The following is a 12607-nucleotide window of genomic DNA, read 5'->3' as shown; positions in this document are numbered from 1 at the left end:
ACCAACCTGACCTCTTACTATCACCCAACACACTCTATTGGTTCACTATTTACAATAAACCAAATGAGTCAAATAGTACTGACAATCAAGTAATTTCAAGAAAAATCAATATTTAGAATATATTCATTTATAGGAAAGACTCGATTCCCAGTCGGAGAATTCAAAGTTGTCCATCTCAATAATGAACAGCCCATTTTCTCCAACGGGTAGCTCTTTAGTCCCTTGGATATACAGGTTACTAGGCTCAAGATATTTGTTCGGGGATGTCCAGAGATGATGAGCATGATCATAAATATACACGACATCACCATTTTGGATGCAGCTATCGGATTCTGTTAAGCGGCTAATCTTCATGAAGTCAGAAGAATCGTGATCTTCCGTGTAATACGTACTACCACTATAAGTCCAGTAGTGATCTTTATAACCATCTGTTCTAGAGATCTGTACATAGTCATGGTCGTGGATACAAGTACCTATATATGGATGCCAGTTGTCTAACTTAAACTTCGCATTGGATTGCTCTCCATCGGGACCGTAGGTAAGCCAGCCATTAGACACATTTGGATCTGCGTAAACATATTCTCCAGTTAATCGATGCTTTAGTCTGATGGCGTTATACGGCTTATTGATTGGGCGCACACTCTGAGTTGGCGTGCTTTCATCTGCATACTCAAATGCAGTGACTGGGAAATGGTCTGAATACTCATAAAAGTAATACGGCTCCTGTGTGCCGGGTAACTCAACTCTATCCGACACGATATCTAACACTTGGTTATGCCAGTTCTTGGGTTGCTTATGACTACGCTCAACAAGAACATAATCTAGTAATTGCCCTTTTAAATTTGGGTAGTTTGCGTGAGCTAAACCATTGACAGCAGGGTCCCATGAGTAAGGCGCGCCAGCATAGTTAGTCGGCGCTGATGCATTTAAGGTCGCGAGCATTGAGGAAAACTCTTGTGAGTCCTTTGCGACATTTAGGTCACCAGCAATAAAAAACATTTCGTCAGCTGAGCGGTTTGCCCCGAAAATATAGCTATCTATTTGTGCGAACTGGTCTTGTCTAACCACAGAGGGAGCAATATTACAGGTATCATCGTCAGCTTGAACATGGGTGCCGATAATATTGTATCTCTCTCCGCCTTTATTAATGACGGTGTGTATAAAACCTTTTTGGGATGCCCAGTCTGCGCCACAACCATCTCTAAAAATCACTTGTGACTTATACTCAATTGGATATTTACTGAATACAATCACGCCGCCATCATCAAGAGATGTCGAACGCCAACCTTCAGTATGGTCCCAGCCATTCTTTGTACGGCCCAAAACAGGCGTTAGATACCCAAATTTCTGAGCGAGTGCATCGATAAGTATTTGACTCGCTCGGTTATCGAACACTTCATTAAATACAACCACGTCGATATCATCAAAAACCGACGAGTTTGCCAATAACTCTGCTCGTTTATTTGGATTAGTCCCACCAACGAAAATTCCCAGATGGTGATCCAGCATATAGACATTGTAATTCATTATCTTGGGAGGTGAACTGCTCTCCTCAGCTCGTAAAGTAAATGTGAATAGTATTAGAAAAACTGATATCAGATATCTTGTCATGGTTAGTACATCTCCTATTAAACTGAGATGTATCCTCCCATAGTGATATAATTGATAATAATTAAATAGGTCTAAAAAAAATATCAAACCATGGTTAAAACCTTAATAGTAATCATAAAAGTCTACAATTGGCAGTGGTTCCATTTTCACAGCGACCATTTTCTTTACAGGGCTATTTGAAATGATAAGCATATATTGGTTCGGTAGCTCTTCAAGTATTTGAACCGACTTAAAGAACGACAACTTATTTCGTGCTTTTACATACCTATCATAAACAAGCATGTCATCATCACGCTCAAAATCAATGTCTCCATGGTCAACGCGTTCTTCACGTAAGCTTACATTAAATAGGCCATCACTCTTGCGAATGAATTTTCCTTTTGTGTAAATATCTAGGGTGTTATTGAGTCCAGCTTCTTTTATAACCGTAACCGCCTCAAAATTATCCTCACTGATCACTACGTCCATGTTCTCTGTGGCCATATAGTCACCATCTACTGTCATATAAAGGGTGGTAGAGTTGACCAAAACATTTTTTTTCGAACGTAGGCTATGTGTAATAGAAGCAAACATTATGCAAAGACAAAAAAGAAGAAAGTAAATGCTTTTATTTTTAGTAAACATAACGACTAAGCTCCGCGTTAACCATACCAACGAGATCATCCGTAGACTGAGGAGATTCAAACAAAACCACTAAATTGACAGGTGGTGCCAGTGGCTTGAGGATGACAATAGATAAGCTTTCTTGAGAGTGGGCAAGGATCAATCGGCTTAACCTACCTTGTTTAACTTCTTCAGAAACCAGAGGAGTAACGCCTTTTGCGACTACTTTGGCCTCTTCTTCATTATCGCTGTAGACTGTTAACGCTTCGCTAGAAAACATTTTGGTTAGTGGGAGCCAACTCGTTAAATTAGGCTCTTTTGTAGCAAACACCAATGGAAACAATGCGGCAATCACAATGAATACGAGGCCCAATGCAATATAGATTTGATTACGACCAAATGTATGTTGTGTGTTTTTGTCGGTGCTGTCTTCAAAACTCCCAGCCTTACCACTCGGGTCCCCGGTTAATAAGTGGTCTTGGCTATCTAATTGACTATCACTCTCTTCTAGCCACGACACCGCCTCACTTTCTAGTTTATAACCAACCTTAGCGACCGTTTTCAGATACTTTTGTTGCTTCCCATCATCCTCGATCAACGTACGTATCGCGCTAATCGATTGTGTAAGTGACCCTTCCGAAACGTGCTTTCCTGGCCAAGCTCTATTCAACAAATCTTCTTTTGTATTAATTTTCCCAGCGTTTTCACACAACATTAGAATCACAAGATGATCATGATAGCCGATGCGCTTTTCTTCATTTTTGAGTAAATCAGTCACTAACGGGTGGTCTAAGTGAATTAACCAATTATTTAATTTGTACATAAATTAGCCTTGAAACTGAATAACCATAATATTTATACAAATATAATTTTCATGGATAAATATTGGATTCATTTAAAACAATTTTTGATATGTCACTTGATTCATTAAACCATTTGTCACTAACCGAACGTTAACAGGATTAATTAAATGGTTATTTAAAAAGACAAAATAAGTAACTTTTTTGTAAAAGCAACTATATATAAAAAATGCATCGCCATGAAACAAAAAAAACTAAAATACATATATTCCAAACTTGACAACTATTTCATAAAAAAAAGAGAGTGAATTTCACTTAATTATTAGTAAATATTACAATTTAATTCACAAATTGACTTATAATGACAGTAAATGTCTTTTGATTTTTTCTCTTACCGGAAAAAACCTATGCCTAGACGTTCGCTAAAAATCTGAATTACAACAAACTAATCTGCGCAGATTAAGTTTTTGCCGATGTCAGGCTCATTTAGGGTAGACGATTTGCCCCTTCCCTCTAATCCTCACTGGTGAAACCGGTTTCTTAAAAGCTGATACATTCAGTACTCAACAAGAAGACAGTAACCTCGTTAAAGTTGTCAATTCTCTGCTCGAGAAAACCACGTATAGAAGCCCAAACACGTCCGTGATACGTGTGTCATTATCACGCTTTAGAACAACTGATTTGTTTCAATGAGATCTGCTATCCTCTTATTAAGCGTATAAATTTCCATCAGACATACAAAACCACACCGTTCACTGGTTGTTATTAGGTGAGCAAAGCAGGATAATATCGGGATCGGAATCTCAAGAATTAATCCATTATGACCGAATACCTTTTGTTGTTGGTTGGCACAGTGCTGGTCAATAACTTTGTGCTAGTGAAGTTTTTAGGGCTATGTCCTTTCATGGGAGTCTCCAAGAAACTGGAGACTGCGATTGGCATGGGCCTCGCGACGACTTTCGTTCTGACGTTAGCGTCGGTATCTGCATACCTAGTAGAAACCTACATCCTTACCCCTCTGGGTATTGAATACCTGCGTACCATGAGTTTCATTTTGGTTATCGCGGTGGTGGTTCAATTTACGGAAATGGTGGTTCACAAAACCAGCCCGACTCTTTATCGCCTATTGGGTATCTTCCTACCCCTTATCACCACCAACTGTGCGGTATTAGGCGTGGCACTCTTGAACATCAATGAAAACCACAACTTCATCCAGTCGATCGTTTATGGTTTCGGCGCGGCGGTAGGTTTCTCTCTTGTTCTGATCCTATTTGCTGCAATGCGTGAACGTATTGCGGTTGCTGATGTTCCAATGCCATTTAAAGGTGCATCGATAGCGATGATCACAGCAGGCCTAATGTCTCTGGCATTCATGGGCTTTACTGGGTTGGTGAAATAAGCATGAGTACCATTTTAATTGCGATCATTGCGTTAGCTGTTTTAGCCGCTGTTTTTGGCGCTATCTTGGGCTTCGCCTCTATCCGCTTCAAAGTAGAAGCCGATCCTATCGTCGATCAAATCGACACAATTTTACCGCAAACACAATGTGGCCAGTGTGGCTACCCAGGTTGTCGCCCATACGCGGAGGCGATTGCTAACGGAGACAAAATCAATAAATGTCCTCCTGGTGGCCAAGCAACCATTGAGAAGCTAGCAGACTTAATGGGCGTAGAAGTTGAAGACTCCGCTCACGACTTAGATAACAAAGTAAAAACTGTTGCCTTCATTCATGAAGATATGTGTATCGGCTGTACTAAATGTATTCAAGCCTGCCCTGTCGACGCCATAGTTGGTGGTACTAAGGCACTACACACAGTAATTAAAGATGAATGTACTGGTTGTGATCTTTGCGTCGCGCCGTGCCCTACTGACTGTATTGAAATGATTCCAGTGGCAACAACGACTGAAAATTGGAAATGGCAGATGAACATCATTCCTGTTACAGATATCACTAACCAAGCAACTGATGCGACCGCGTCAGAGCCTAAGGCATAGGGTTAGTATGATCTCTTTAATTGAACAAATTCGCACGGGCTCTATTTGGACCTTCCCAGGCGGCGTGCATCCTGCTGAAAACAAGAAACAGTCCAATACCACTGACATCGTTCATGCAAGGCTTCCAGAAGAAATCGTCCTTCCGGTAAAACAGCACATCGGTAAGCCAGGTAACTTATTGGTTACCGTGGGTGACACCGTACTGAAAGGCCAACAACTAACGGCTCTAGATACCGGTTTTACATTACCGGTTCACGCACCTACATCAGGTGTGATTACTGCTATCGAACCAAGAACTACCGCTCACCCTTCAGGCTTAAGCGAACTCAGTGTCGTCATTAAACCTGACGGCTTAGACGCTTGGATTGAACGAACTCCCGTTGAAGAATTTTCAACAAAGACCTCAGACGAACTGCTTGATGTGATTCGTCAAGCTGGTATTTCAGGTATGGGCGGTGCAGGCTTCCCTACTGCGAAAAAGCTTCAGTCTGGCCTTGGCCGTACTGATATTCTGATCGTCAATGCAGCTGAGTGTGAACCTTACATCACCTCTGATGACAAGTTGCTTCAAGAACATGCCGAAGAAGTACTAAAAGGCATCGAAGTGGTTGAACACATCCTTCAACCAAAGCTGACGGTTATCGGCATTGAAGACAACAAGCCAGACGCGATAAAAGCACTTGAGATTGCAGCGAAAGACAAAGACATCGTCATTCGTGTTATCCCAACCAAATACCCTTCAGGTGGTGAGAAACAGCTGATCAAGATCCTCACCAATAAAGAGGTTCCGGCTGGCGGTATTCCTGCAGATATTGGTGTTCTGGTTCAAAACGTCGGCTCTCTTTATTCGATCAAGAGAGCAGTAATCGACGGCGAACCTGTCGTTAACCGCGTTGTGACTTTAACCGGCAAGACCTTTAAGCAACCACGTAACGTTTGGGCGCTATTAGGCACGCCGGTACATGAGCTGCTTGAAGAATTTGGCTACAAAGCTGATAAAAAGCTGCCGCGTTTAATTTTGGGCGGCCCTATGATGGGCTTCACCTTGCCACATGCCAATGTGCCAATCACTAAAACGTCGAACTGTATTTTAGCGCCAACGCGTCGTGAAATTTCACCAAGCACTTACGAAATGGAGTGCATTCGATGCAGTGCATGTGCCGAAGCTTGTCCAGCGTCACTGTTACCTCAACAGTTGCAATGGCATGCAAAAGCCAATGAGCTAGACAAGTGTGAAGAGCTAAATATTAAAGACTGTATTGAATGTGGTGCATGTGCATTTGTCTGCCCAAGCGAAATCCCTCTTGTTCAGTACTATCGCCAAGCAAAAGCTGAAATCAAAACTCGAAAAGATGAAGCCGCTGCTGCAGAGCGCGCCAAGATTCGCTTTGAAGAGAAGAACGCTCGTATGGAGCGTGATAAAGCCGAACGTGAAAACCGCTTTAAGAAAGCCGCAGATAACCGCCGTAAAGATATGAAAACATCCGGCGGTGATGATGCTATTGCTGCTGCGATTGCTCGTGTTAAAGCACAAAAAGCCGCTGCGGATCAGGCTCCGAATGAAGAGCCAGCAGTGAAACCTGCGGTTGCTGCCGCTATTGCGAAGGCAAAAGCGAAACAAGCTGCAGCTCAGAAAGCAGAAGGCGCTGAACCAGACAACTCTGAAATGTCTAAACTGCGTGAAGAGCGCAAGCGTCAAGCGAGAGAGCGCAAGGCACAACAAGCAGCAGCCGATACTCCTGCAGAAAGCTCAGGTGATGGCAAGAAAGACGCCGTTGCTGCGGCTATTGCTCGTGCTAAAGCGAAGAAAGTTCAACAAGCGGAATCAGCTACTGAGGCTCCGGCAGAAAGATCTGGCGATGCCAAGAAAGATGCTGTCGCTGCGGCCATTGCTCGCGCTAAAGCGAAGAAAGCACAACAAGCAGAATCAGCTTCTGACGCTCCAGCTGAAAGTACTGGTGATGCCAAGAAAGATGCCGTTGCTGCGGCTATTGCTCGTGCTAAAGCGAAGAAAGCACAGCAAGCGGAATCAGCTTCTGAAGCTCCTGTTGAAAGCTCTGGCGATGCTAAGAAAGATGCTGTCGCTGCGGCCATTGCTCGTGCTAAAGCGAAGAAAGCTCAACAAGCTGAATCTGCTGCTGAAGCTCCTGCTGAAAAATCCGGCGATGCCAAGAAAGATGCTGTTGCTGCCGCTATCGCTCGTGCTAAAGCCAAAAAAGCCCAGCAAACGAAGCAAGCAGAAACATCTGAACCAGTGGTTGAAGTTGAAACCAAGACTCAATCGGAGCACGTCGACCCTAAGAAAGCTGCTGTTGCTGCGGCCATCGCTCGCGCTAAGGCTAAGAAAGCACAGCAAGCGACACAAGAAACAACCGAAGCTCCTGAACCTGCAGTTGAAACTGAAGCTGGAAGTTCTGGCGATGCTAAGAAAGACGCCGTTGCTGCCGCTATAGCTCGCGCTAAAGCGAAAAAAGCACAACAAGCACAACAAGCGCAACAGGCTGAGGCAGAAGAAACGCCTGAACCCGCAATTGAAGTTGAAACTGAAACTCAACCAGAAGCTGTCGACCCTAAGAAAGCGGCTGTTGCTGCGGCCATCGCTCGCGCTAAGGCTAAGAAAGCACAGCAAGCTAAACAGGTTGAAGCACAAGAAATCGCTCCTGAGCCTCTAACCGAGAAAGAGACTGAAGTTGTAGCTGAGACTCAATCACAGCAAGTCGATCCTAAAAAAGCAGCCGTTGCTGCCGCTATTGCTCGTGCTAAAGCAAGAAAAGCACAGCAAGAGCAAGATAAAAAGAACAATGAGGAGAAAGAGTAGTGGCCTTCTTTATCGCCAGCTCACCGCACGCACACAATCGTAGAAGCACACCAGATCTCATGAAATGGGTCGCTATTTGTGCATTGCCAGGTCTACTAGCTCAAACCTACTTCTTTGGATGGGGTACGCTCATCCAGTTAGTATTTGCTATCGCACTTGCTGTTACCTTTGAAGCAGCCGTAATGCTGCTAAGAAAACGTCCGCCAGTAATGGCGCTACGAGATTACAGTGCAGTTGTGACCGCTTGGCTACTCAGTGTCGCTATTCCTCCGCACTCACCGTGGTGGATTCTGGTGATTGGTATGTTCTTCGCGATTATTATTGCGAAGCACCTATATGGCGGCTTAGGGCAAAACCCATTTAACCCGGCGATGGTGGCTTACGTTGTTTTGCTGATTTCATTCCCAGTTCAGATGACCAGTTGGAATGCACCAGCCAGCTTAACCGCAGAAGCGACAAGCTTTGTTGACTCCTTCTTGATGATCTTTACTGGTTTCAATAATGAAGGGTTATCTCTACAACAAGCTCGTCTTGGTATTGATGGCACCACTATGGCAACGCCGCTTGATGCATTCAAAACCGCATTAACAGCAGGTAACACAGCGTCTGAAGCTCTGTCTCAACCGCAATTTAGCTGGCTAGCTGGCGTAGGCTGGGAATGGGTGAACCTTGCTTACCTCGTTGGCGGCCTGGTACTTATCAAGCAACGCGTGATTCAATGGCATATTCCTGTGGCGTTCATCGGCAGCCTTGCTCTATTTAGCCTAGTGTTCTTAGTGCTCACTCCTGGTGAAACCGCTTCTCCAACCATTCACCTTCTGTCTGGCGCGACTATGCTTGGTGCATTCTTTATTGCAACCGACCCAGTTTCGGCTTCGACGACTGTTAAAGGCCGCTTAGTGTTTGGGGCCCTAATTGGTGCGCTAGTGTTTATTATCCGCAGTTGGGGTGGCTTCCCTGATGGCGTTGCGTTTGCTGTATTGTTAGCCAATATGTGTGTTCCACTGATTGACTACTACACCAAGCCTCGTACATACGGCCACTAAAGGAGCGGACATCATGCTAAATGCGATTAAGAAAAACGGCCTTGTGCTCGCGATTTTTGCCTGTGCATCGACAGGTTTAGTGGCGGTAACCCACTACCTCACAAAAGACCAGATCAAACAACAAGAACAAGCTCAGCTACTGTCTGTTCTTAACCAAGTGATCCCGCACGATCTTCACGACAACGAACTGTTTTCGTCTTGTACTTTAGTTCAAGCTGAAGAGCTTGGTACTGAACAAGCGATGCCCGCTTACATCGCAAAAATCAATGGTGAGCCAAGCGCGATTGCTATCGAGGCAATTGCACCAGACGGTTATAACGGTGCAATTAAAGTGATCGTCGGTATGAAAATCGACGGTACCATTTTGGGCACACGTGTACTTTCTCACCAAGAAACTCCGGGATTAGGTGATAAGATTGATCTACGTGTGAGTGATTGGATTCTTTCGTTTGCAGGTAAGCAAGTGACGGATTCTAATCTAGACCGTTGGAAGGTTCGTAAAGACGGTGGTGACTTTGACCAGTTTACTGGTGCAACCATCACACCAAGAGCAGTCGTGAAGTCAGTCAAACAAGCGGTTCAATACGTTAACCAAAACAACCAAGCATTGCTTGCTCAACCTCTAAATTGTGGTGGTGAATAATGAGTGATCATAAAACACTAATCAAAAATGGCATGTGGGCCAATAACCCTGCCCTAGTACAGCTACTTGGCTTGTGTCCGCTATTGGCTGTCTCTTCAACGGTGACCAACGCACTTGGGCTCGGTATTGCCACGCTACTTGTATTAGTCGGTTCGAACGTTGCCGTTTCTCTGGTTCGTAACCACGTGCCAAAAGAAGTGCGTATTCCAGTATTCGTGATGATCATTGCATCACTGGTAACGTGTGTTCAGCTGCTGATGAATGCTTACGCTTATGGCCTGTACCTATCTCTCGGTATCTTCATCCCACTGATCGTAACTAACTGTATCATCATTGGCCGAGCGGAAGCTTTCGCTTCTAAAAATGAAGTATTACCTGCCGCTCAAGATGGTTTCTGGATGGGCCTTGGTATGACATCAGTATTGGTGGTACTGGGCGCAATGCGTGAGGTTATTGGTAACGGTACTCTGTTTGATGGTGCAGACCTGCTTCTTGGTGATTGGGCTTCTGTGTTACGAATCCAAATATTCCAGTTTGATAACAGCTTCTTGTTGGCTCTACTTCCACCGGGCGCATTTATTGGTGTTGGTTTCTTGATAGCGTTGAAAAACATCATCGATCATCAAGCGAAATCGAAACAACCAAAGCCAGAAAAACCTGTTATTGAGCGTGCCCGCGTGACTAACGCTTAACAACAAAAATCTGCTGAGCTGCTCAACCGCTCAGCAGAAATAGATATAACCAATACACATAACAATGACGCTCATAAGAGCGCGTAACCGATGATACGGCCTGAGTTTTTCGAGTGTATTAAATACCCACTCCAGAGCTCTGCCCTAACTATTTGAAAGTAATGTCGCTATGAACAATGTAAAACGAGTACAAATACTTGAGCGTTTGAGAGAAAACAACCCAAAGCCAGAGACTGAGCTAAATTGGAGTAGCCCTTTCGAACTTCTGATTGCGGTACTTTTGTCTGCACAGGCAACTGACGTCAGCGTGAACAAAGCTACAGATAAGCTTTACCCTGTTGCCAATACTCCACAAGCGATTTTCGACCTAGGTGTCGATGGCCTGAAAGAGTACATCAAGACTATCGGTCTGTTTAATTCGAAAGCAGAAAACACCATTAAGACATGTCGTATGCTGCTTGATCTTCATAATGGTGAAGTGCCAGAAGATCGCTCTGCACTGGAAGCTCTTCCTGGTGTTGGCCGCAAGACTGCCAACGTAGTATTGAACACCGCTTTCGGCTGGCCAACCATTGCCGTTGATACTCACATTTATCGTGTATCGAACCGAACTAAACTCGCGATGGGTAAGACAGTCGATGATGTCGAAGCCAAGCTACTTAAAGTGGTTCCAAAAGAGTTTAAATTGGATGTCCACCACTGGCTCATTCTTCATGGACGCTACACTTGTGTCGCGCGTAAGCCTCGCTGCGGAAGTTGCATTATTGAAGATCTGTGTGAGTTTAAAGAGAAAACTGACGTCTAAGTTCATAAACAAGAACCACAAGCCTATTGGCTAAAGAGTGTCGCAATTGTCTGGCGGCAGAAAACAGAATTACAAAAACGTAAACATAGTTAAAGCTAGGAGCAAATCATGTCAAACGGTCGTATTTTACACACCATGCTACGCGTGGGTGATCTAGACAAGTCTATCGAGTTCTACACCAATGTAATGGGCATGCAGCTATTACGTAAGAACGAAAACAAAGAGTACGAATACACACTGGCTTTCGTTGGCTTTGGCGACGAATCTCAAGGCGCTGTAATTGAACTAACGTACAACTGGGGTACGACTGAATACGACCTTGGTTCTGCTTTCGGCCACGTGGCTATCGGTGTTGATGATATCTACACAACGTGTGACGCGATTAAAGCAGCAGGCGGTAACGTGACTCGTGAGCCAGGTCCAGTAAAAGGCGGGTCAACACACATCGCATTCGTTAAGGACCCTGACGGCTACATGATTGAGCTGATTCAAAACAAACAAGCGAGCGCAGGTCTAGAAGGTTAATTCCGAAATACCTTTGCGAGATACGGCTAGAACGCCTAATAAGATAAACAAAGAAGCGAGCACAGTGCTCGCTTCTTTTTTATCACTCTCACCATAATCGATATTCTTTACTAGGGCTTGTTGATGTTTTGCGGTTGAATTTTGTTCGAGATAAAAGCGTTTTAATCGCGGCGAGGGAGAAGTAGCCTAGTCATTTAAGCAAGTCTCCCTCAACAAAGAGAAAAACGCTTTTTGCCGAACCCTTTGGGCAGCGTTTGCTGGTTATTAACGACTACGTTATCAACTTCTCTTACAAACAAACGACATATCAAAGCCTCATCCTTCCATGTAAACCCAGCAACTCGCTGCAAAAACAAGCTCAAAAGGTCAACATGCCCTATATATTTTTAACAATCTCACTGATGAAACTTTACTTGATAATGATTATCATTTAAATTATCACCCCTATTGATTAGTGAGGTAATACAATGATTAGCGAATGGGAAAAACACACGTTACTCGCCGATACGGCATTGCAGCTCGACGATCCTGTACGAAGTATTCTTCATTATCAGCAGGCACTGAACCTAAGTGAGGAGATCACTGAGCGTACAGATATAGAGGCCGATGAGCGTTTACTAATCTCGGTGATATCTTGTCATAATCTCGCGCAATTCTGGCGCTGGGCGGGTGATACAGAATATGAACTTAAGTATCTACAATTGGCTTCAGAGAAAGTACTGACTCTGATCCCTCAGTGTCCCAATACACAATGTGCTAGCTTTATTGATTCTATTGGCTGTTGTAAAAAAGCACTTATCGATTTCATGAAACGCCATCCAAACCCTAAAATTGCCTCTATGGTGGAAAAAATCGATACCGCGACTAACTGCGAAATGATCGCTCGCTTCCGTCTCAACTAAGCAAATCCGTCTATAGGCACATATCGAGTTGATTCAACTAGATTTCAGATACAAAAAGCCCGTCATAGTGAAGTGACCCCGTAAAGTTGGACATTTCTGTTAAGCGGCTTTCAAGGCCTGAGTTCGATATTCTATCGGAGTCAGGCCTTTTAGTTTCACTTTTATAC

12 protein-coding genes are annotated in these 12607 nt (G+C 44.1%); 9 read left to right on the top strand and 3 right to left on the bottom strand.

What is annotated here, in order from left to right; genetic code table 11:
* Nucleotides 1-123: 123 nt before the first annotated feature.
* The 3 genes from sph to F0228_RS10345 all read right to left on the bottom strand — a co-directional run bounded on the left by sph (nt 124) and on the right by F0228_RS10345 (nt 3037).
* On the bottom strand, nt 124-1527 hold the full coding sequence (gene sph, locus F0228_RS10355) for a sphingomyelin phosphodiesterase (protein WP_171731769.1): 1404 nt from the start codon (nt 1525-1527) through the stop codon (nt 124-126).
* 186 nt (nt 1528-1713) lie between these two features.
* Nucleotides 1714-2094, bottom strand: coding sequence for a hypothetical protein (locus F0228_RS10350; RefSeq protein WP_239938164.1), 381 nt, complete (start codon nt 2092-2094; stop codon nt 1714-1716).
* Between the two features lie 130 nt (nt 2095-2224).
* Nucleotides 2225-3037 carry a winged helix-turn-helix domain-containing protein gene (locus F0228_RS10345; protein WP_105057419.1) on the bottom strand — a complete coding sequence of 271 codons (813 nt, stop codon included), beginning with the start codon at nt 3035-3037 and terminating at the stop codon, nt 2225-2227.
* 797 nt (nt 3038-3834) lie between these two features.
* On the opposite strand from F0228_RS10345, the gene rsxA reads away from it, so the two are divergent.
* The 9 genes from rsxA to F0228_RS10300 all read left to right on the top strand — a co-directional run bounded on the left by rsxA (nt 3835) and on the right by F0228_RS10300 (nt 12440).
* Entirely contained in the window at nt 3835-4413 is a 579-nt protein-coding gene (rsxA, locus tag F0228_RS10340) for an electron transport complex subunit RsxA (RefSeq protein ID WP_004737335.1), read from the top strand.
* Between the two features lie 2 nt (nt 4414-4415).
* On the top strand, nt 4416-5009 hold the full coding sequence (gene rsxB / locus F0228_RS10335; RefSeq protein ID WP_004734040.1) for an electron transport complex subunit RsxB: 594 nt from the start codon (nt 4416-4418) through the stop codon (nt 5007-5009).
* A 7-nt stretch (nt 5010-5016) separates the two neighbouring features.
* On the top strand, nt 5017-7827 hold the full coding sequence (gene rsxC, locus F0228_RS10330; protein WP_171762218.1) for an electron transport complex subunit RsxC: 2811 nt from the start codon (nt 5017-5019) through the stop codon (nt 7825-7827).
* The gene (gene rsxD, locus F0228_RS10325; protein WP_105057420.1) at nt 7827-8873 is read left to right on the top strand and encodes an electron transport complex subunit RsxD; all 1047 of its coding nucleotides are present in this window, start codon (nt 7827-7829) and stop codon (nt 8871-8873) included. The genes rsxC and rsxD overlap by 1 nt, the downstream gene beginning before the upstream one ends.
* A gap of 13 nt (nt 8874-8886) precedes the next feature.
* A complete protein-coding gene (gene rsxG / locus F0228_RS10320) occupies nt 8887-9516 on the top strand; it encodes an electron transport complex subunit RsxG (RefSeq protein WP_012603532.1) in 630 nt (209 codons plus the stop codon).
* Nucleotides 9516-10208, top strand: a complete 693-nt coding sequence (locus F0228_RS10315; RefSeq protein WP_061033813.1) for an electron transport complex subunit E — start codon at nt 9516-9518, stop codon at nt 10206-10208. Before rsxG ends, F0228_RS10315 begins: the two co-directional genes overlap by 1 nt.
* A 169-nt stretch (nt 10209-10377) precedes the next feature.
* A complete protein-coding gene (gene nth, locus F0228_RS10310) occupies nt 10378-11013 on the top strand; it encodes an endonuclease III (RefSeq protein WP_171731767.1) in 636 nt (211 codons plus the stop codon).
* A 108-nt stretch (nt 11014-11121) separates the two neighbouring features.
* Nucleotides 11122-11538 carry a lactoylglutathione lyase gene (gene gloA / locus F0228_RS10305; RefSeq protein ID WP_008220190.1) on the top strand — a complete coding sequence of 139 codons (417 nt, stop codon included), beginning with the start codon at nt 11122-11124 and terminating at the stop codon, nt 11536-11538.
* Between the two features lie 467 nt (nt 11539-12005).
* Nucleotides 12006-12440, top strand: a complete 435-nt coding sequence (locus F0228_RS10300; protein ID WP_004741697.1) for a DUF2753 domain-containing protein — start codon at nt 12006-12008, stop codon at nt 12438-12440.
* The last annotated feature ends 167 nt before the right edge of the window (nt 12441-12607 follow it).

This window comes from Vibrio sp. 99K-1, assembly GCF_013114585.1.
GTDB lineage: Bacteria > Pseudomonadota > Gammaproteobacteria > Enterobacterales > Vibrionaceae > Vibrio > Vibrio chagasii_B.
Note: the sequence above shows the minus strand (reverse complement) of the source record. Positions and strands in the feature narration are given on the sequence as shown.

Excerpts from the sequence above, each read along its gene's own strand:
- F0228_RS10315 (WP_061033813.1), top strand. The coding sequence starts at position 9,516 with ATGAGTGATCATAAAACACTAATCAAAAATGGCATGTGGGCCAATAAC.
- F0228_RS10350 (WP_239938164.1), bottom strand. The coding sequence starts at position 2,094 with ATGGCCACAGAGAACATGGACGTAGTGATCAGTGAGGATAATTTTGAG.
- sph (WP_171731769.1), bottom strand. The coding sequence starts at position 1,527 with ATGAATTACAATGTCTATATGCTGGATCACCATCTGGGAATTTTCGTT.
- rsxA (WP_004737335.1), top strand. The coding sequence starts at position 3,835 with ATGACCGAATACCTTTTGTTGTTGGTTGGCACAGTGCTGGTCAATAAC.
- gloA (WP_008220190.1), top strand. The coding sequence starts at position 11,122 with ATGTCAAACGGTCGTATTTTACACACCATGCTACGCGTGGGTGATCTA.
- F0228_RS10300 (WP_004741697.1), top strand. The coding sequence starts at position 12,006 with ATGATTAGCGAATGGGAAAAACACACGTTACTCGCCGATACGGCATTG.
- nth (WP_171731767.1), top strand. The coding sequence starts at position 10,378 with ATGAACAATGTAAAACGAGTACAAATACTTGAGCGTTTGAGAGAAAAC.
- F0228_RS10345 (WP_105057419.1), bottom strand. The coding sequence starts at position 3,037 with ATGTACAAATTAAATAATTGGTTAATTCACTTAGACCACCCGTTAGTG.
- rsxG (WP_012603532.1), top strand. The coding sequence starts at position 8,887 with ATGCTAAATGCGATTAAGAAAAACGGCCTTGTGCTCGCGATTTTTGCC.
- rsxC (WP_171762218.1), top strand. The coding sequence starts at position 5,017 with ATGATCTCTTTAATTGAACAAATTCGCACGGGCTCTATTTGGACCTTC.
- rsxB (WP_004734040.1), top strand. The coding sequence starts at position 4,416 with ATGAGTACCATTTTAATTGCGATCATTGCGTTAGCTGTTTTAGCCGCT.